General features: G+C 61.6%; 17 protein-coding genes. 3 read left to right on the forward strand and 14 right to left on the reverse strand.

From position 1 onward, the window contains the following. Positions 1-144: 144 nt before the first annotated feature. The 4 genes from KY379_RS11305 to KY379_RS11320 all read right to left on the reverse strand — a co-directional run bounded on the left by KY379_RS11305 (position 145) and on the right by KY379_RS11320 (position 5,554). A complete protein-coding gene (locus tag KY379_RS11305) occupies positions 145-1,551 on the reverse strand; it encodes a M16 family metallopeptidase (RefSeq protein ID WP_261239925.1) in 1,407 nt (468 codons plus the stop codon). A gap of 30 nt (positions 1,552-1,581) precedes the next feature. Continuing rightward, positions 1,582-3,240 carry a Na/Pi cotransporter family protein gene (locus KY379_RS11310; RefSeq protein ID WP_133325856.1) on the reverse strand — a complete coding sequence of 553 codons (1,659 nt, stop codon included), beginning with the start codon at positions 3,238-3,240 and terminating at the stop codon, positions 1,582-1,584. Positions 3,241-3,403: 163 nt separating this feature from the next. Continuing rightward, positions 3,404-4,174: a TerC family protein gene (locus KY379_RS11315; protein ID WP_261239928.1), complete on the reverse strand. Its 771-nt coding sequence runs from the start codon at positions 4,172-4,174 to the stop codon at positions 3,404-3,406. Positions 4,175-4,246: 72 nt separating this feature from the next. After that, positions 4,247-5,554, reverse strand: coding sequence for a CitMHS family transporter (locus KY379_RS11320; RefSeq protein ID WP_133325860.1), 1,308 nt, complete (start codon positions 5,552-5,554; stop codon positions 4,247-4,249). A gap of 264 nt (positions 5,555-5,818) precedes the next feature. Here KY379_RS11320 and KY379_RS11325 point away from each other — a divergent pair, with 264 nt between their 5' ends. Continuing rightward, positions 5,819-6,220, forward strand: coding sequence for a GFA family protein (locus KY379_RS11325; RefSeq protein WP_261239929.1), 402 nt, complete (start codon positions 5,819-5,821; stop codon positions 6,218-6,220). 58 nt (positions 6,221-6,278) lie between these two features. Here the strand turns inward: KY379_RS11325 and KY379_RS11330 are convergent, their stop codons facing one another. The 10 genes from KY379_RS11330 to KY379_RS11375 all read right to left on the reverse strand — a co-directional run bounded on the left by KY379_RS11330 (position 6,279) and on the right by KY379_RS11375 (position 16,048). Beyond that, positions 6,279-8,237, reverse strand: coding sequence for a DUF4105 domain-containing protein (locus KY379_RS11330; RefSeq protein WP_261239930.1), 1,959 nt, complete (start codon positions 8,235-8,237; stop codon positions 6,279-6,281). Continuing rightward, positions 8,234-8,554 (reverse strand): DUF2388 domain-containing protein, encoded by a 321-nt coding sequence (locus tag KY379_RS11335; RefSeq protein ID WP_133325866.1) that lies wholly within the window; start codon positions 8,552-8,554, stop codon positions 8,234-8,236. Before KY379_RS11335 ends, KY379_RS11330 begins: the two co-directional genes overlap by 4 nt. 37 nt (positions 8,555-8,591) lie before the next feature. Next, positions 8,592-8,885, reverse strand: a complete 294-nt coding sequence (locus KY379_RS11340; protein WP_133325868.1) for a DUF2388 domain-containing protein — start codon at positions 8,883-8,885, stop codon at positions 8,592-8,594. 85 nt (positions 8,886-8,970) lie between these two features. Further along, positions 8,971-9,288, reverse strand: coding sequence for a DUF2388 domain-containing protein (locus tag KY379_RS11345; RefSeq protein WP_196171482.1), 318 nt, complete (start codon positions 9,286-9,288; stop codon positions 8,971-8,973). A gap of 302 nt (positions 9,289-9,590) precedes the next feature. Further along, the gene (locus KY379_RS11350) at positions 9,591-9,806 is read right to left on the reverse strand and encodes a DUF1127 domain-containing protein (protein ID WP_133325872.1); all 216 of its coding nucleotides are present in this window, start codon (positions 9,804-9,806) and stop codon (positions 9,591-9,593) included. A gap of 344 nt (positions 9,807-10,150) precedes the next feature. Further along, positions 10,151-11,644 (reverse strand): acetyl-CoA hydrolase/transferase family protein, encoded by a 1,494-nt coding sequence (locus KY379_RS11355; protein ID WP_133325874.1) that lies wholly within the window; start codon positions 11,642-11,644, stop codon positions 10,151-10,153. Positions 11,645-11,826: 182 nt separating this feature from the next. Further along, positions 11,827-13,263 carry an NAD(P)(+) transhydrogenase (Re/Si-specific) subunit beta gene (locus KY379_RS11360; protein WP_133325876.1) on the reverse strand — a complete coding sequence of 479 codons (1,437 nt, stop codon included), beginning with the start codon at positions 13,261-13,263 and terminating at the stop codon, positions 11,827-11,829. Positions 13,264-13,265: 2 nt separating this feature from the next. After that, positions 13,266-13,580: an NAD(P) transhydrogenase subunit alpha gene (locus tag KY379_RS11365; protein WP_003256966.1), complete on the reverse strand. Its 315-nt coding sequence runs from the start codon at positions 13,578-13,580 to the stop codon at positions 13,266-13,268. An 11-nt stretch (positions 13,581-13,591) separates the two neighbouring features. After that, complete coding sequence (locus KY379_RS11370) at positions 13,592-14,713, reverse strand: Re/Si-specific NAD(P)(+) transhydrogenase subunit alpha (protein WP_133325878.1); 1,122 nt, start codon at positions 14,711-14,713, stop codon at positions 13,592-13,594. 408 nt (positions 14,714-15,121) lie between these two features. Further along, entirely contained in the window at positions 15,122-16,048 is a 927-nt protein-coding gene (locus tag KY379_RS11375) for a LysR family transcriptional regulator (protein WP_261239941.1), read from the reverse strand. A gap of 160 nt (positions 16,049-16,208) precedes the next feature. Here KY379_RS11375 and KY379_RS11380 point away from each other — a divergent pair, with 160 nt between their 5' ends. Together KY379_RS11380 and KY379_RS11385 are read left to right on the forward strand one after the other, a co-directional pair. Continuing rightward, a complete protein-coding gene (locus KY379_RS11380; RefSeq protein ID WP_133325882.1) occupies positions 16,209-17,390 on the forward strand; it encodes an acyl-CoA dehydrogenase in 1,182 nt (393 codons plus the stop codon). A gap of 14 nt (positions 17,391-17,404) precedes the next feature. Next, on the forward strand, positions 17,405-18,625 hold the full coding sequence (locus tag KY379_RS11385) for a CaiB/BaiF CoA transferase family protein (protein WP_196171486.1): 1,221 nt from the start codon (positions 17,405-17,407) through the stop codon (positions 18,623-18,625). Positions 18,626-18,754: the final 129 nt, after the last annotated feature.

Below are 18,754 nucleotides of genomic sequence, written 5' to 3' on the forward strand. Positions count from 1 at the left end.
CTACAACATGTTCATGGGGTGGCTGTGCCGCCCTCTTTGCCGGCAAGCCCCACACCGACCCCCACATCATTCGATACTGTGAGGTTTCTGTAGGAGCGGGCTTGCCCGCGAAGAGGGCGGTACTGGCAAAAGGATACCGCTGTTTCACCGCTCCCGAGTAGCACCACTGGGCCGCTGCGGCGTGTGCCGACGCCAGCGTAGCAGACCCGCCGCGACAATGAGCCCAAGCAGCAGCGCCAACAGCCCGTACAGCTCGTCATAGCCCAACAACGGCTTTTCGATGCGCAGGTAGCCAGGGTCCTTGAGCATTTCCTTCAGCGCGTCGTTGGCTTGATCCAGGCTGACCTGACGCAGCTTGCGGGCCGGATCGGTGAAGCGACCGTTGTCGTAGTCGTTCAGCGCCCCCCAGTAATAGTCGGCCAGCGCGCTGTTGCCCTGGGTGCTCCAGCTTTCCTTGGCGATGGCCGCGTCCTTGATGCGGGCGAAGGTGTCCGGGTCCAGGCCGTCTTTGCGCAGGTGGTCGAACAACTGCTGCATCACGTCGATGGCCTGGTCGACATCATCGCGCTCGAGATCGGCGTTGAGGCTGAGCATGCCGCTGTCGCCGAAGCTCTCACGCTGTACCGAGGGGCCATAGGACAAACCGTTGCGCAGCCGTAGCTGATCGTAGAGGGCCCATTCCAGGTACCTTGAGAGCAGGTCCAAGGTCTGTTGATGGTCGTTGTCCAGCACTGGCTCGATGAATAGCCAGTGCAGCTTGGCGCTGTCGCCCAACCAGCCGCGGGTCAGGTCGCGTCGTTGTTCTGCCTGCTGGCTGATGCTTTCCAGGGCACGGCGCTCTTCAGGCTCGCTGGCCGGCAGCTCGCCGTAGGTTCGTTCCAGATAGGCCGGCAGTAAGCGGTCGAGACCACCTACGATGATCAGGGTCATGTTGTTGGCGGCGTACCATTTCTCGCGCAGGGCCTGCACCTGTGCCAACGTCATGTCGTTGACATTGGAGCGCTCCGGACACTTCAAGCCCAGTTCCGTGGCCAGCTGATCACTGGCCGGATGGCCGATGTCCTGGCGGTCGAGCCAGCGCTGCAGATGACCGTAATGGCCGCCATCCTCGCGCTCGATGATGCGTTTGGCGGTGGCCAGTGCCTTGGCATCGATGCGCGTATCGCGGATCACGGCCAGCAGCAGGTCGAGCACCTTGCGCTGGTTCCGGGCCGGTGCCTCGATGACGAAGGTGGTATCGGCGCTACTGGTGTACGCGTTCCATTCCCCGCCCAGTGCTTGCAAGCGCTCTTCCAGGCCGCCCTCGCCGGTCTCGTCGATGCCGGTGAACAGCAGGTGCTCGAGCAGGTGTGGCAGCTCTTTCTGTTCGCAGTCGAAGTCATCCAGGCCGACACCGACCACCAGGCGAATCGCCACGTGGTCACGTTCGTAGCCAGACTTGAGGATCACCTGCAGCCCATTGGGCAGCAGATAGCCCTCGACCCGTGAGCGGTCCAGGGCAAGCGAGGGCAGGCTGCAGATCAGCAGGCAAAGGAACATCAGGCAACGCATAGGCGAGCGGGAGTCTCCGGATTGGCGAGATCAGGGCTGGCGAGTTTCTTCAGGGGCGCTCTCGAGCAAGAGTCCGCCTGTGTCCGAGCCGCCCAGTACCACATAGGCACTGCTGCAGAACAAAGAGTTCAACCGCTTCATGTCTGCGATCAGCTCCAAGTGTAGCGAACTGGTCTCGATACTTTGCACTACCTTGCGCTGTAAACGGCTGACATGGGCGTGGGCCAGGCGCCGTTCCTGAGCGCGAAAGCGGCGCTTCTCCCGCAGCAGCAGCTGTGCGCTGTGCGGGTCGGCGCTGAGGAACACCGAAAGGCCCAGGCGCAGGTTGGCCAACAGTTGTTCCTGCAGGCCTGTGAGCTCTTGCAGCCCGACCTGGGAAAACTCCCGGCGCTGGCTGGTCTTCTGCTGTTGCACCTTGCGCAGCATGCGCTCGATCAGGTCGCAGGCCAGCTTGAGATTGATCGCCAGTTCGATGATCTCGGCCCAGCGGCGGTTGTCCTGGTCGCTGAGGTCATCGCGGGGCATCTGTGCCAGATAAAGCTTGATCGCGCTGTACAGTGCCTCGGCGTCTTCGACCAGGGCCCGCACCTGCTGTGGCAGGGCGGTCTGGGTGCCGCGCAGGGCGCCGAGCATGGATTCGAGCAGGCTGTCGACCAGATCGCCCAGGCGCAGGGTCTCGCGTGCGGCATTGGCGAGAGCCAGGCTTGGCGTCGCCAAGGCCGAGGCATCCAGGTGGCGGGGGCGCACCTGGCCATTGCCGTTTTCCCGCTCGGGCAACAGGAAGTTGCACAGGCGGCCCATGGGCGTGGTGGTGGGCAGCATGATCAGGCAGCGCAGTGTGTTGTAGAGCAGGTGAAAGCCGATCACCAGTTCCTGGGGACTGAAGTTCAGTGAGTCCATCCAGTTCACCAGCGGGTGCAGCCCGGGAATGATCAGCACCAGGCCGATCAGCTTGTACAGCAGGCTGCCCAGCGCCACGCGGCGGCCTGCCGCGTTCTGCATGCTGGTGGTGAGGAAGGCCAGCAGGCCACTGCCGATGTTGGCGCCGACCACCAGGCCGATGGCCACCGGCAGGCTGATCACTTCGGCGCCGGCCAGGGTGGCGGTGAGCAGCACCGCCGCCAGGCTGGAGTAGGAGATCATGGCGAACAGCGCGCCGACCAAGGCGTCGAGCAGGATGTCGCCGGTCAGGGAGGCGAACAGCACCTTCACGCCTTGGGCGTGGGTGATGGGCGTGGCGGCCTGGACGATCAGTTCCAGGGCCAGGATGATCAGGCCCAGTCCGATAGCCACCCGTCCCAGCTGTCCGGCGCGGGTCTGTTTGCGCGACAGGAAAAAGATCACGCCGAGGAACACCAGCAGCGGCGACAGCCAGGACAGATCGAAGGTCAGCACCCGCGCCATCAGCGCGGTGCCCACGTCGGCGCCGAGCATGATCGCCAGGGCCGGGGTCATGGCCATCAGCCCCTGGCCGACGAACGAAGTGACCAGCATGGCCGTCGCGTTGCTGCTTTGCACCAACGCGGTGACCACGATGCCGGCGATGAAGGCCAGTGGCCGGCGATCCATGTTCTGGCTGAGCACGCGGCGCAGGTTGGAGCCGAACACCCTGAGGATGCCGGTACGGACGATATGCGTTCCCCACACCAGCAAGGCCACCGCGGAGAGCAGGTTGAGCAGGGTCAGCATGACATGGCCCCCTGTTGTCGATGGTCCAAAGGACCAATGAGTGGAGCGTGAGCGCGTTGATCTTTTTAGAGTGCTCACTCGAAGCTTTAGCCGTTTTGCACGGCGGTTTCCAGCTTCTCATGAAAAAGGGCCCCGCAGGGCCCTCGATCACGGTCAGCCTGAGTTATTGACCCGGCATGTCCTTGCGCAGTTTCACAGGCTCGTGTTCCTCGCCCTTCTTGCGCGCCATGGCAGTGCGCATGCGGATGTTGATCGCTTCCACGGCCAGCGAGAAGGCCATGGCGAAGTAGACGTAGCCTTTGGGTACGTGCAGGTCGAAAGATTCGGCGATCAGCACGGTTCCGACCACGATCAGGAACGAAAGCGCGAGCATCTTCAGCGACGGATGTTTGTCGATGAAGTCGCTGATGGTACCGGCACAGGCCATCATCACCAGCACCGCGACGACGATCGCGGCGATCATCACCGGCACGTGGGAAACCATACCCACCGCGGTGATCACCGAGTCCAGGGAGAACACGATGTCGATGATGGCGATCTGGATGATGGTGTAGAGGAACTTGCCACCTGCGCCTTTCGGCGCATCACCCTGCTCGTCCTCACCTTCCAGGCCGTGGTAGATCTCCTGGGAGCTTTTCCACAGCAGGAACAGGCCGCCGCAGAACAGGATCAGGTCACGGCCGGAAATGCCCTCGCCGAACACGTGGAACAGATCGCTGGTCAGCCGCATGACCCAGGTGATCGACAGCAACAGCATGATCCGCGTGATCATGGCCAGTGCCAGGCCGAAGATCCGCGTGCGTGGCTGCATGTGCTTGGGCATGCGGCTGACCAGGATCGAGATCATGATGATGTTGTCGATGCCCAGCACGATCTCGAGGGCGGTGAGGGTAAAAAAGGCAACCCAGAGTTCCGGGCTGGTCAGCCATTCCATGTGTATTCCTTCGAACGAGTGAAGGCGACGCGCCTGAGCCTGGACGCATCGCGGTGGGGCGATGGGTGTTAATTAAAGACTACTGAACAATGGGAAAATGCCCATCAGTAGCGCGGCGAGCATTATGCACATGCACACCAGCACTGCCCACTTGAGGGTGAAGCGCTGATGATCGCCGAATTCGATGCCGGCCAGGGCCACCAGCAGGTAGGTCGAGGGTACCAACGGGCTGAGTAAATGCACCGGCTGTCCGACGATCGATGCACGGGCCATTTCCACCGGACTGATGCCATAGTGCGCAGCCGCCTCCGAGAGTACCGGCAGCACGCCGTAGTAGAAGGCGTCGTTGGACATGAAGAAGGTGAACGGCATGCTCACCACTGCGGTGATAACTGCCAGGTAGGGGCCCAAGGCATCCGGAATTACCGCCAGCAGGCTCTTGGACATCGCCTCGACCATGCCGGTGCCGGAGAGGATGCCGGTGAAGATACCCGCGGCGAAGATCAGCCCGGTGACCGCCAGCACACTGCCGGCGTGGGCGGCGATGCGGTCTTTCTGCTGCTGCAGGCAAGGGTAGTTGACGATCATGGCGATGCTGAAGGCGATCATGAACAGCACCGGCAGCGGCAGCACGCCGGCGATCAGCGCCACCATCAATGCCGCGGTCAGCGCACCGTTGAACCAGAGCAGCTTAGGCCGGCGTGCTTCGGGGAATTGCGACACGCTGATTTCACTGTGGTCGATGTCGTCGGTCGGCAGGTGCAACTCACCTAGCCGGGCGCGTTCACGTTTGCCGTAGAAATAGGCAATGGCCAGAATGCCCGCCACACCGAAGGCCATGGCCGGGATCATGGGTACGAAGATGTCCGAAGGGTCCACGTGCAGAGCACTGGCGGCGCGGGCGGTCGGGCCACCCCAAGGGGTCATGTTCATCACACCGCCAGCCAGGATGATCAGGCCGGCCATGATCCTTGGACTCATGCCCAGACGGCTGTACAACGGCAACATGGCCGCGCAGCAGATCATGTAGGTGGTGGCGCCGTCACCGTCGAGCGAGACCACCAAGGCCAGTACCGCGGTACCGACCGAGACTTTCAGCGGGTCGCCCTTGACCAGCTTGAGGATCTTGCGCACCGCCGGGTCGAACAGGCCGGAGTCGATCATCAGGGCGAAATAGAGGATGGCGAACATCAGCATCACGCCGGTGGGCGCAAGTTTGCTGATGCCTTCGAGCATCATCGGGCCGATCTTGGTGGAAAAACCACCGAACAGGGCGAACAGAATCGGTACCAGGATCAGGGCGATCAAGGCCGACAGGCGCTTGGTCATGATCAGGTACATGAAGGTGATGACCATGGCGAAGCCGAGGAAGGTCAGCATGGCGGTACTCCAGGCGTGGCGCGACGAAAGAAAGGACTGTTCGGGAGGATCAGCGCATCAGGCGCTGCACATGGAGCACACGGAGGAATACCGGGTAACGGCGGGCGTGGAAAGACATCAGAATCACCATTGTTGTTGTTGATTGAGCCGGGCTCGGCAGTTCCGGTTGCCCTGGCGACCGGTCTGGTGCCGGTGGTGGCGCTATCCTAGGGGGGCAAGCTTTCAACCAGCTTTCGCCAATCGCGAGGGGACCGGAGGTAGGTGATGGACGACGTTAACGAAGGCGGGTGCCATTGCGGCGCGCTGCGATATCGGTTGCAAGGCCAACTGCACGACATCGCCCACTGCCATTGTTCGATCTGTCGACGGGTAAGCGGCGGATTGCTGGTGACCTGGCTGACCCTGCCCCTTGCCGGCTTTACCTGGTTGGCTGGCAATCCCAACTGCTACGTGGCGCCGGCCAGTTGCAAGCGCTACTTCTGCGGCAACTGCGGTGCCCATGTGGCACTGGTGACCGAGCACAGTCCGCAGAGCATCGACGTGACCGTAGCCACCCTGGACCACCCCGAACGGGTACGGGCCAAGCGCCATATCTGGACTGGCAGTCGCTTGCCCTGGTTACATCTGGACGAGGATCTGCCAAAAGAGGAGCAGGAATCGATCTAGGCATGCACCTCGGCCCCAGGTCGGAGCCGGCTTGCCGGCGGTTGGGCCGCTGCTGACCCTAAGGCAGCTGCAAGCCCCCGGCAGCCTTGTGCAATACCCGCAGGTGATCGCCTATCTGTTTCACATTGGTCTCGACCGCGGCAATTTCCTTGGCCCGTGCCGGGCTCAGCAGCGCCCTCACCTCCTTGTCCAGATCGGTGCTCAAGCGCAGCAATTGTGCCTGGCGCTCGGCGCTGACCTGCTCCAGATGCTTGCGCTCAGCGGGTTGTGGCAAGCCGTAGCCTTTGGCATCGAGAAGCTCTGCCGGGCGGCTGAGGAAACCGCTGTTGGCGAGCATCTGCCTGAGCGTCTCGTCGGCCTTGCCGATGCTACCGTCCTTCAGCGCCGTAGCATTCAGATAACGATTCTTGACCTCGTCCTGGGCCAGCAACAGTTGCTGGCGCAGGGCGGCCTGCTCCAGCAACAGTAGCGCAGCACTGGTGCGCAGATCGGCCTTGGCGAACCAGCCGCGGCGTTGCTCGGCGTCCAGCCCCAGCCAGTCCTCGACCTTGTCCTGCTTGACCGGCAGTTGCTTTTTCAAGACCTCGAACATGGCCTGGTAACGGTCGCGGTAGGAATCGAAGCGATAACCCAGGCGCAGCGCCTCGCGAGGATCCTCAAGCACGCTGGTATCGGCCAGTCCGCGACCCTTGAGCACCGCCAGCAGGCCATTGGGCATGATGCTGTCGAGATCGTTCAGGCGAGGATTGCCGGTGCCGCTGCGCAGTAGTTTCAACTCTTCCACCGCGCAGTTGTTGGACAGGAACCAGTAGTTGCCGTCGTAACTCCAGTGCATCTCGACGGCCTGACGCACCAGGTTCTCCAGCTCGGTGCGAGTGAGCTTGAGTGGCACCGAGGCCAGGCTGCGTAGCTCGGTCTTGGTGTATTCATCGATCACTTGCGCCAACGGCAGGACGAACAGCCGGGATGGGTAAGCGCCGACCAAGCCGTCCCAGCTCGACAACTGCACATCGTTGACGAACGCCCGATAGGAGAGCACCAAGTGCTGGTCGAGATCCAGGCGGCAGTCCGGGCCACGTGGGCGACCGGGTTTGCAGATCACCAGTCGCAACATGCTGTGGCCCCAGCGGCTGACCAGGTTCTGGTTGGCTTCGGCCAGCAGGTAGTCCACTTCGTAGACCCGCTCCGGGTCGATTTCGCCGAATGGCTGACGGGCAAAATCACTGCCGGCATTGAGAAACGGCAGGCCCTTGGCGCAGGTGTCCTGCTGTGGGGCCCAACCGAAATGATCGCGCAGGTACTGGTTCAACGCTGGACGGCGGCAGCCATAACTGGGGTCAAGGAGGAAATACTCCATGTTGACCGCCACGAATTCCTTGGGGCTACTCAGCTCGTAGCTGTCGGGGCTACGTAGAAACTGGCCGTTGCGTTGCTCGCGCTCGCCACGTCGGCCGACGTATTGCGGCCAGCCGGCGAGGTCGAGCAGACGTGGATCGTCGCTCAAGGTGAAGCGTCGGTCGGCCTGACCGCGGCATTCTGCGCGCTGGCCAACCTTGCCCAAGGTGCCCTGCTGGCGCGTGCAGCGAGCCAGCAGAGCACGCTCGGCTTGGGGCCAGAGCCTGGCGCGGTCATAGATGTGCGTAAGCTCGTGGAGCACCGTGGCGAGCAGTTCCTCGCGCACCGTGCCATGGGGGCGATCGGTGCGTTCCAGCGCCGCGCTGCCGTCGGTCAGGCCAGGTAGCAGGCGACGGTTCAGCGCCAGGGTCGAGACCAATGATGCCTGACCATAGGCATCGGCCGGCATGTGGGCATCCCAGCTGACCTGGATGCGTCGGTCCAGACGTTGTTTGAAGCTGGGGGGAAGTTTGCCCAGGGCCTCGTCCAGCAAAGCCTGTGTGGCTTGCACCTGTTGCGCGTCGAGACCCGATGTCTGCAGGTCGAGTTGCAGGTCAGCCAGGGCGGGCGTGCCCAGCAGCGTCATGGCGCAGCCGAGCAACCAGGCACGCATGGGCTTCACAGGGCGAGGATGGCTTCGGCCAATACCTGGTCGCTGGCGTCACGTGCTTCTGGTACACGCTCACGCAGAGTTGTGAAGGCGGCCTCGAGTTGCGCGCCACGGATGTCCCCGTTGCTGGCGACGAAGCTGGCAGCATCGTCGTGGGCCTCACGGACGACCTTGGAGTCGCGGATCGAAGTGGTGGTGTCAGAGGTGAAGTCGATCGAGCGGCCAAAGGCGCGCACGATGATGTTGCTGGTGGCTACCAGGGTTTGTGCCTGGGCCAGGTCGGCCAGCAGCAGCATGCCGAGGGTAGCGGCGATCAGCGGTTTACGCATGGAGCATCTCCGGAACATAACAAGGAGTCAGATGAGATCATTGGACGAGAATTGCTTCGGCCAGTTCAAGGTCGCCGACCGAATGATGGGTACTGCCATGGCGCAGCGCCTGCAGCGCTGCTTCCAGGCGAGCGCCGCGGATCACGCCGTCGCTGGCAACGAACGCCGCAGCATCGTCGCGCGCCTGTCTGACCAGCTTGCGGTCGAAGGGAGCAGTGGTGACTTGGCTGGTGACATAGCCTGTGATGACCAAGCCCTGTGTGGTGGTGTCCATGGCATGGGCAGCGCCCGAGGCAACGACGCAGAGCAGCAACGACAACAGATAACGCATGGGCTTTCTTAAGACAGAACGTGGGTGACGAAGGCTAGCCTGAAAGCGCTGACTTAAGCCAGCGCTTGCGTAGTCGGGCTTCGGATCAGAGCGCCAGGATCGCCTGGGCCAACTGTGCGTCGCTGGCCTCTAGGGATGGCATGCTCGAACGGATGTGCATGAACGCGCTCTCCAGCTTGGCGCCACGGATGTCGCCCTGGCTACCGACGAAGCTGGCCGCGTCGTCACGTGCCGCCTGGACGATCTTGTCGTCACGGAACGATGAAGTCAGGTCGGAGGTGGCGTCGGTCGAAGCAGCAACGGCACGTACCACGGCATCGGTGGTGACGACGAAGCTGCTGGCATTGGCAGTGCCGGCGAGGCCGAGCAGGAAGGCTGTGCCAATCAGGTATTTACGGGTCATGGTCATGGACTCCTGGAAAAGGGTCGATCTGCTTATCGGACGCTCGCACAGCTCGTCACGGTACTTTTGAACAACGTGTTTGTAACAGACTGCTAAGCCAAGCGTATCACGGGCTGGTATTTCCAGATGTTGATGCGCAAGCCACTTTCTTAACTGTTATGGTCGAATGTCAGCTCATTAAAACTGTACTTGTATGGGCTCTAGCGGCTCTAGCTCGTTACTTCAGGCATAAAAAAACCCGCTGCGGTTTCCCGCAACGGGCTTGGAATTCGCGGTGCCAGCCGGAGCCGGCGAACCGAGGCTTAGCGCCAGAACGGCTTGCTCAGCTCTTCGTAACGCTGCGACTCGCTGATACCGGCATCGGCCAGCAGGCGGGCGTCCAGGCGAGCCAGTTGACGGCGGCTGGCCATGCGACGCTGCCAGAGCAGCAGGGTGGAGAGGGCGCGCAGCGGCAGCGAAGTTTGGGATTGCTGGGCGTTGCTTTCAAAAACCAGACCGGAACTGAGGGTACGTTCCATGATGCTTCATCCTTCCGCTTATGGCGGTACTAGGGAGTGATTTAACTGGTGCCCATGATCCTCCTCCTATGTCCATAACAGTAGATACAGTTCAACAGCAATGCGATGGCCCAGTTAACTGTTTTAAGCAACTGTTGCACTCTAAACTGGCGAAACTGTACCGGTCTGCCCCTAAATGGTGCGTTTTAGGTTTTTGTTAGGTAGGTGGGAAGCCGTGGCGACGGTTGATTGCAGTACAGTAGTACAGTTTTTTGAAATTGGCGTGATGGCTGCGAAGGGTGTTTCAATCTGGACTGGCGATAAGGCCGGAACAGCCATTGCAGCTGTTCCGGTGCAACCTGGGGTCAGACGGCGATCATACGCCCGGTTTCTTCCAGGTTCTCGTGCCAGCTCAATGCCTCGCGCAGGATGTGCGGGGTATGGCCGCCACGCTGGCAGGCACGCTCGAAGTAGTCGTTGAGCGCTGCGCGGTAGTCCGGGTGCACGCAGTTATCGATGATCGCTCGAGCGCGCTCACGGGGTGCCAGGCCTCGCAGGTCGGCCAGGCCCTGCTCGGTGACGAGGATGTCGACGTCATGCTCGGTATGGTCGACGTGGCTGACCATCGGCACCACGCTGGAAATCGCGCCACCTTTGGCGATCGATTTGGTGACGAATACCGCCAAATGGGCGTTGCGGGCGAAGTCGCCGGATCCGCCGATGCCGTTCATCATCTTGGTGCCGCAGACGTGGGTGGAGTTGACGTTGCCGTAGATGTCGAATTCCAGTGCGGTGTTGATACCGATGATGCCCAGGCGCCGTACCACCTCAGGGTGGTTGGAGATTTCCTGTGGACGCAGCACCAGCTTGTCCTTGTAGCGTTCGAGGTTGCCGAACACATCGGCGTTGCGACGAGTCGACAGGGTGATCGAGCTGCCCGAAGCGAAGCGCAGCTTGCCGGCATCGATCAGGTCGAAGGTCGAGTCCTGCAACACCTCGGAGTACATGGTCAGGTTTTCGAAAGGCGACTCGATCAGACCACACATCACCGCGTTGGCGATGCTGCCGATGCCAGCCTGCAGCGGACCGAGCTCGTTGCTCATGCGCCCGGCCGCCACTTCGCCCTTGAGGAACTCGATCAGGTGGTTGGCGATGCCCTGGGTTTCGTCATCGGGCGGCAGCACGGTGGAGGGAGAGTCCGGTTGCTCGCTGATGACGATGCCGACGATCTTGGCCGGATCGATCGGGATGGCGGTGCTGCCAATGCGGTCGTCGACCTTGACCAGCGGGATCGGGGTGCGGGTCGGGCGGTAGGTCGGGATATAGATGTCGTGCAGGCCTTCGAGGTTGGCGTTGTGCGACAGGTTGATCTCGACGATCACTTGCTTGGCGAAAATGGCGAAGCTGGCCGAGTTGCCTACGGAGGTGGTCGGCACGATGTGGCCTTGCTCGGTGATGGCCACAGCTTCGATGACCGCGATGTCGGGCAGTTTGAGCTGCTTGTTGCGCAGCTGCTCGACGGTTTCCGAGAGGTGCTGGTCGATGAACATCACCTTGCCGTCGTTGATGGCCTTGCGCAGGGTGCTGTCGACCTGGAATGGCATGCGGCGAGCCAGGACGCCGGCCTCGGTCAATTGCTTGTCCAGGTCGTTGCCCAGGCTTGCGCCGGTCATCAGGCTGATTTTCAGTGGTGACTGCTTGGCGCGTTCGGCCAGCGCATGTGGCACGGCCTTGGCTTCACCGGCACGGGTGAAACCGCTCATGCCGACGGTCATGCCGTCCTCGATCAGGCCAGCGGCGTCAGCCGCACTCATAACCTTGCTGTGCAGGGAGGACAAGCGGATACGATCACGGTACATGGATTGTTATCTCGGGCTACTGAAGCTACTGCAGCGCAGTCTAGAGATTTAACCCGTCGCCGTCCCACGACCATGGTCGTATGAAAGGCCTATGACAAAGGCCTTTGATCTGAAGCAATGGAGAAAGCCCCGTTCAATTATGAGCGGGGCTTCATTTATAGCGTGAGGTGTCTACCTGCGGATCAGTCTACGGCTTTAACCATGTCCTCGATGACCTTCTTCGCATCGCCGAACACCATCATGGTCTTGTCCAGGTAGAACAGTTCGTTGTCCAGACCTGCGTAACCGCTGGCCATCGAGCGCTTGTTGACGATGATGGTCTTGGCCTTGAACGCTTCGAGGATCGGCATGCCCGCGATCGGCGACTTGGGATCGTTCTTCGCCGCCGGGTTGACCACGTCGTTGGCGCCCAGTACCAGCACTACGTCGGCCTGCCCGAACTCGGCGTTGATGTCTTCCATCTCGAACACCTGGTCGTAAGGCACTTCGGCCTCGGCCAGCAGCACGTTCATGTGTCCGGGCATGCGGCCCGCCACCGGGTGGATCGCATACTTCACGGTCACGCCATTGTGGGTCAGCTTCTCGGTCAGTTCCTTGAGCGCATGCTGGGCGCGGGCTACTGCCAGGCCGTAACCGGGGACGATGATCACGCTGTCGGCGTTGCTCAGCAGGAAGGTGGCGTCGTCGGCCGAGCCAGACTTCACCGGGCGTTGCTCCTTCGAGCCTTGCGCGGCACCGCTGTCGGTATCGCCGCCGAAGCCGCCGAGGATGACGTTGAAGAACGAGCGGTTCATCGCCTTGCACATGATGTACGAGAGAATCGCACCGCTCGAGCCTACCAGCGAACCCGCGATGATCAGCATCGAGTTGTTCAGCGAGAAGCCGATACCGGCCGCCGCCCAGCCCGAGTAGCTGTTGAGCATCGACACCACCACCGGCATGTCGGCGCCACCGATCGGGATGATGATCAGTACACCCATGACGAAGGCCAGGGCCAGCATCAGGGTGAATGCGCTGTAGTGGCCGGTGAAGGTGAACAGCAGGCCCAGGGCGATGGTGGCCAGACCCAGGATCAGGTTCAGCTTGTGCTGGCCGGCGAACTGTACCGGTGCGCCCTGGAACAGACGGAACTTGTACTTGCCCGACAGCTTGCCAAAGGCGATCACCGAACCGGAGAAGGTAATTGCACCGATCGCCGCGCCGAGGAACAGCTCCAGGCGGTTGCCGGTGGGAATGGGGTCGCTGATGGCGGCGACGATGCCCATCGACTGCGGCTCGAGAACGGCGGCGATGGCGATGAACACTGCGGCCAGACCGATCATGCTGTGCATGAAAGCGACCAGCTCGGGCATCTTGGTCATCTCGACGCGCTTGGCCATGATCGAACCGGCGCTGCCGCCGACCAGCAGGCCGACGATGACGTAGCCGATGCCGGCCGTTGCAAGTTCGGAGCCGAGCTTATAGATAAGGCCGACCGTGGTGAGGATCGCGATCCCCATGCCGATCATGCCGAACAGGTTGCCGCGTCGCGAGGTAGTCGGGTGCGACAGGCCTTTGAGCGCCTGGATGAAGCACACCGAAGCGACGAGGTAGAGAAGCGTTACCAGATTCATGCTCATGCTTACTTCTGCGCCTCGTTCTTGGTTTTCTTCTTGAACATTTCCAGCATGCGGCGGGTGACCAGGAAGCCACCGAATACATTGACCGCCGCCAGGGCGACAGCCAGGGTGCCCATCAGCTTGCCGGCCGGGGTCACGGTCAGGGCTGCGGCGAGCATGGCGCCGACGATGACGATGGCCGAGATGGCATTGGTGACCGCCATCAGCGGCGTGTGCAGGGCCGGGGTGACATTCCATACCACGTGGTAACCCACATAGATCGCCAGCACGAAGATGATCAGGTTGTAGATTCCGTGAGAAATCAGCATGTCTTCCATTGTCGTGCTCCTTAGCCGTTCTTGCGCACGACCTGGCCGTCGCGGCACATCAGGCACGCGGCGACGATGTCGTCTTCGAGGTTGATCACCAATGCGCTGTCCTTGTCGAACAGCAGCTTCATGAAGTCCAGCAGGTTGCGCGCATACAGCGCCGAGGCATCGGCACCGACCTGGGCGGGCAGATTGGTCGGACCGACGATGGTCACGCCGTTGTGCTGGACCACCTGATCGGCGACGGTCAACGGACAGTTGCCGCCCTGGGCGGCGGCCAGGTCGATGACCACCGAGCCGGGTTTCATCTGCGCTACGGTCTCGGCGCTGAGCAGAGTCGGCGCCTTGCGGCCAGGGATCAGAGCTGTGGTGATGACGATGTCGGCCTGCTTGGCGCGCTCGTGCACGGCCTGGGCTTGGCGTTGCATCCAGCTCGCCGGCATCGGCCTGGCGTAACCGCCCACGCCTTCGGCGCACTCGCGTTCTTCGTCGGTCTCGTATGGCACGTCGATGAATTTGGCACCAAGCGATTCGATCTGCTCCTTCACCGCGGGGCGCACATCCGATGCTTCGATTACTGCGCCCAGCCGCTTGGCCGTAGCGATCGCCTGCAGGCCGGCAACGCCTGCACCGAGGATCAGCACACGGGCGGCCTTCACGGTGCCGGCGGCGGTCATCAGCATGGGCATGAAGCGTGGATAGTGATGTGCGGCGAGCAATACGGCCTTGTACCCGGCGATGTTGGCCTGGGACGACAACACGTCGAGGCTCTGGGCCCGGGAAGTACGGGGTGCGGCCTCAAGGGCGAAGGCAGTGATGCCGCGCTCGGCCATCTTGGCGATCAATTCGTTGTTGAACGGGTTGAGCATGCCGACCAACACACTGCCACTATTGATCTGGGCCAGCTCCTGATCGCTGGGGGCGACCACCTTCAGCACCAGTTGCGCGCCGTAGGCATCGGCTGCGCTGCCAAGGGAGGCTCCCACGGCTTCATAGGCACTGTCCGGAATGCTGGCGTTCAGGCCTGCGCCCCGTTGGACGGTGACCTGATGGCCCTGACCAATCAGTTTCTTGATGGTTTCGGGGGTTGCGGCAACCCTTGTCTCACCGGTCTGCGTCTCGAGAGGAACACCAATGTGCACGACTTTGTCTCCTGCGGTGACCTTTTGTCTTTGTAGAAACCCATGCACTGCGTATGGCGCACGGGGTGGCGATTGGGCGCCGGCCCGCCGAATCCTGGGCGGGCCGAGCATTTTGCAGACGAACCCACGGGCCTTCAACAGGTTATGGAGCGAAACCAAGTCAAAACTACAAGTCACCCTGTGACCGTATGTCGCAACAATAGGTTTGCAGGCCTTCAAGCTCGGGCTTTTGGGAGATTAAGGTATTTTTCGAAGTTTTTTGTAGTAATTGCGCAGATGGGCTCGCGGATGTCGCTAATTTGCCTGTAAGCCGCGTATTTACAGGGGTTTTTCAGGTTTATCGTTAAACCCGAACAGTTTGCAGATATGCGACAAAACCTTACATCTGTAGGTGTTCAAAATAATTGACTACAAAGATAGGGTGCTTTCACTGTTGCTGCTCGAAGCCAGGTACTGCCTGGCCTGGTCGGCCAGCCAATCGCGAAAGGCACGCAACGAAGCGGACTCGACCTTGCGCTCCGGAATCATCAGATAGTAAGCCTTGTCACTGATCAGAGCGTGCCTGTTTGCGACCACCAGCCTGCCCTCCTCCAGCTCGCGCTGGATCAGGAATGGCGGTATCAGCGCGATACCCATCTCGTGCATGGCGGCCTGGGCGAGCATGGAGAACAGTTCATAGCGCGGCCCTGTCATGTCGCCCTCGATGCTCATGCCCACGCTGTGGAACCACTGCCGCCACGCATAAGGACGCGTGGTCTGTTGCAGCAGCGGCATGCTGGCGATGCGCCGGGCATCGAGCATGCCCTCCCCGTTCAGCAAGGCTGGGCTGCACACCGGCAGCGGGTTCTCGCCCATCAGGCGCTGGGACTGGGTGCCGGACCAGTCGCCGTCGCCGAAGTAGATGGCGGCGTCGAAGGTGGTGTCGGCGAACAGGAATGGCCGGGTGCGGTTGGTCAGGTTCACCGTGACTTCCGGGTGGCGTTGCTGAAAATCTTTCAGGCGGGGCAGCAGCCATTGGGTGCCGAATGTGGGAACCACGGCCAGTTCGATCACGTTGGCGCCCTGCTGGCGCATCACCGAGAGCGTGTCTCGCTCCACCGCATCGAGCTGGGCCGCTACTTGGCGGCTATAGGACAGTCCGGCCTCGGTCAATTTCACGCCGCGCCGCGAGCGACGAAACAGGTCGACGTTGAGAAAGCTTTCCAGGCTGCCGATCTGCCGACACACGGCGCCCTGGGTCAGCGCCAGTTCCTGCGCTGCCTTGGTGAAGCTCTCGTGGCGCGCCGCGGCTTCGAAGCAGACCAGGGCAGCGGTGCTGGGGATCTTTCGGCGCATGTACGTCAACCTCACTTGTCACAGATCGAATAACCGGTTTTTTCGTGTTCCGGAGTGAGAAATTATCACTAAAGCGTGCGCAATCCTCGTTTGTCCAGGCGCAGGATCGGGCCTAGGATCAAGGAAACAAGACCTGCTCCCTACTTCGAGGACATCGCTCATGGCTGGTAAGGCAAGCTTCAACTGGATCGACCCGCTGCTGCTGGATCAGCAGCTCACTGAAGAAGAGCGCATGGTGCGTGACAGTGCTTACCAGTTCGCCCAGGACAAGCTGGCGCCTCGTGTGTTGGAAGCCTTCCGGCACGAGCAGACCGATCCGGCGATCTTTCGCGAGATGGGCGAAGTCGGTCTGCTGGGGGCGACCATCCCGGAGCAGTATGGTGGCAGTGGCCTGAACTATGTCTGCTATGGCCTGATCGCTCGTGAGGTCGAGCGCATCGACTCGGGCTACCGTTCGATGATGAGTGTGCAATCCTCGCTGGTCATGGTGCCGATCAACGAGTTCGGCAGCGAAGCGCAGAAACAGAAGTACCTGCCAAAGCTGGCGTCCGGCGAATGGATCGGCTGTTTCGGCCTTACCGAGCCCAACCATGGCTCCGATCCGGGTTCGATGGTCACCCGTGCGCGCAAGGTCGATGGCGGCTACCGTCTGACCGGCAGCAAGATGTGGATCACCAACAGCCCGATCGCCGATGTGTTCGTGGTCTGGGCCAAGGACGACGCGGGCGATATCCGCGGCTTCGTGCTGGAGAAAGGCTGGCAGGGCCTGAGCGCGCCGGCTATCCATGGCAAGGTCGGGCTGCGTGCCTCGATCACCGGTGAAATCGTGATGGATAACGTCTTCGTGCCAGAAGAGAACATCTTCCCGGACGTGCGTGGTCTGCGTGGTCCGTTCACCTGCCTGAACTCTGCCCGCTATGGGATCTCCTGGGGGGCTTTGGGTGCTGCCGAGGCGTGCTGGCATACCGCGCGGCAATACACCCTGGATCGACAGCAGTTCGGTCGACCGCTGGCGGCGAATCAACTTATCCAGAAGAAGCTTGCCGATATGCAGACCGAGATTACCCTGGCGTTGCAGGGTTGCCTGCGCCTTGGTCGGATGAAGGACGAAGGTACTGCCGCGGTGGAAATCACTTCGATCATGAAGCGCAATTCATGCGGCAAGGCTCTGGATGTCGCCCGTCTGGCCCGCGACATGCTGGGTGGCAATGGTATCTCCGACGAGTTTGGCGTGGCGCGTCACCTGGTCAACCTGGAGGTGGTCAACACCTATGAAGGCACCCATGACGTGCATGCGCTGATCCTCGGCCGCGCGCAAACCGGCATCCAAGCTTTCTATTGATAAGGAGCCAGCCCATGGGCGCGCTTTCCCATCTGCGGGTGCTGGATCTTTCGCGGGTGCTGGCCGGCCCTTGGTCCGGCCAGATCCTGGCGGACCTGGGGGCTGATGTGATCAAGGTCGAGCGTCCAGGCAGCGGGGACGATACTCGCGCGTGGGGGCCACCTTTCCTCAAGGATGCCCAGGGTGAAAGCACCGGCGAGGCGGCTTACTATCTGTCGGCCAATCGCAACAAGCGCTCGGTGACCATCGATTTCACCCAGCCTGAAGGCCAGCGCCTGGTGCGCGAATTGGCGGCGAAGTCGGACATCGTCATCGAGAACTTCAAGGTCGGCGGGCTGGCGGCCTATGGGCTGGACTACCTGAGTCTCAAGGCGGTGAATCCGCGGCTTATATATTGTTCGGTCACCGGTTTCGGTCAGACCGGGCCATATGCCAAGCGCGCAGGGTACGACTTCATGATCCAGGGGCTGGGCGGGCTGATGAGCCTGACTGGCCGTCCCGATGGGGAGGAAGGTGCCGGGCCGGTCAAGGTAGGTGTGGCACTGACCGACATACTTACCGGGTTGTACTCGACCGTGGCGATCTTGGCCGCCCTCGCCCACCGCGACCAGACCGGGACCGGCCAGCATATAGATATGGCACTACTGGATGTGCAGGTGGCTTGCCTGGCCAACCAGGCGATGAATTATCTGACCACAGGCAGTCCGCCGAGGAGGCTGGGTAATGCGCATCCGAACATCGTGCCTTATCAGGACTTCCCTACTGCCGATGGTGATTTCATCCTTACCGTGGGCAACGATGGACAATTCCGCAAGTTCGCCGAGGTGGCCGGTCAGCCGCAGTGGGCAGACGACCCGCGATTCGCCAGTAACAAGCAGCGGGTGGCCAATCGCGCCGAATTGATTCCCTTGATCCGCCAGGCGACTGTATTCAAGACCACGGCGGAGTGGGTCAGCCAGTTGGAGGCGGCAGGTGTTCCCTGTGGGCCGATCAACGATCTGGCGCAGGTGTTCCAGGATCCGCAGGTACTGGCCCGAGGGCTGGCAGTGAGCATGCCGCATGCGTTGGCCGGCAGCGTGCCGCAAGTGGCCAGCCCGATTCGACTGTCCGAAACACCGGTGGAGTATCGCCAGGCGCCGCCTTTGTTGGGGGAGCATACCGAAGTGGTGTTGGCCGAGGTGTTGGGGTTGGATGCAGAAACGGTGCGGCGGCTGCGGGGTGCTGGGGTATTGTGATTGCTATCACCCAGGGCCGCGCAGCAGCCCCTTCATTAATGTTTCAAATTCATGAAAATAGGTGTTGACGCCGTTTCGAATCCCCTTATAATGCGCACCACTTCCAACGCAGTCGGAACGAAAAACTCC

The sequence above is a fragment of the Pseudomonas sp. HD6422 genome, from assembly GCF_025377065.1.
Classification (GTDB): Bacteria; Pseudomonadota; Gammaproteobacteria; order Pseudomonadales; family Pseudomonadaceae; genus Aquipseudomonas; species Aquipseudomonas putida_U.

What these genes read in the sequence shown, in the direction of transcription:
- KY379_RS11340 (WP_133325868.1), bottom strand. Translation starts at nt 8,885, where the DNA reads ATGCGTTATCTGTTGTCGTTGCTGCTCTGCGTCGTTGCCTCGGGCGCT.
- KY379_RS11365 (WP_003256966.1), bottom strand. Translation starts at nt 13,580, where the DNA reads ATGGAAGACATGCTGATTTCTCACGGAATCTACAACCTGATCATCTTC.
- KY379_RS11335 (WP_133325866.1), bottom strand. Translation starts at nt 8,554, where the DNA reads ATGCGTAAACCGCTGATCGCCGCTACCCTCGGCATGCTGCTGCTGGCC.
- KY379_RS11375 (WP_261239941.1), bottom strand. Translation starts at nt 16,048, where the DNA reads ATGCGCCGAAAGATCCCCAGCACCGCTGCCCTGGTCTGCTTCGAAGCC.
- KY379_RS11385 (WP_196171486.1), top strand. Translation starts at nt 17,405, where the DNA reads ATGGGCGCGCTTTCCCATCTGCGGGTGCTGGATCTTTCGCGGGTGCTG.
- KY379_RS11380 (WP_133325882.1), top strand. Translation starts at nt 16,209, where the DNA reads ATGGCTGGTAAGGCAAGCTTCAACTGGATCGACCCGCTGCTGCTGGAT.
- KY379_RS11315 (WP_261239928.1), bottom strand. Translation starts at nt 4,174, where the DNA reads ATGGAATGGCTGACCAGCCCGGAACTCTGGGTTGCCTTTTTTACCCTC.
- KY379_RS11320 (WP_133325860.1), bottom strand. Translation starts at nt 5,554, where the DNA reads ATGCTGACCTTCCTCGGCTTCGCCATGGTCATCACCTTCATGTACCTG.
- KY379_RS11350 (WP_133325872.1), bottom strand. Translation starts at nt 9,806, where the DNA reads ATGGAACGTACCCTCAGTTCCGGTCTGGTTTTTGAAAGCAACGCCCAG.
- KY379_RS11310 (WP_133325856.1), bottom strand. Translation starts at nt 3,240, where the DNA reads ATGCTGACCCTGCTCAACCTGCTCTCCGCGGTGGCCTTGCTGGTGTGG.
- KY379_RS11325 (WP_261239929.1), top strand. Translation starts at nt 5,819, where the DNA reads ATGGACGACGTTAACGAAGGCGGGTGCCATTGCGGCGCGCTGCGATAT.
- KY379_RS11345 (WP_196171482.1), bottom strand. Translation starts at nt 9,288, where the DNA reads ATGACCCGTAAATACCTGATTGGCACAGCCTTCCTGCTCGGCCTCGCC.
- KY379_RS11305 (WP_261239925.1), bottom strand. Translation starts at nt 1,551, where the DNA reads ATGCGTTGCCTGATGTTCCTTTGCCTGCTGATCTGCAGCCTGCCCTCG.
- KY379_RS11355 (WP_133325874.1), bottom strand. Translation starts at nt 11,644, where the DNA reads ATGTACCGTGATCGTATCCGCTTGTCCTCCCTGCACAGCAAGGTTATG.
- KY379_RS11360 (WP_133325876.1), bottom strand. Translation starts at nt 13,263, where the DNA reads ATGAGCATGAATCTGGTAACGCTTCTCTACCTCGTCGCTTCGGTGTGC.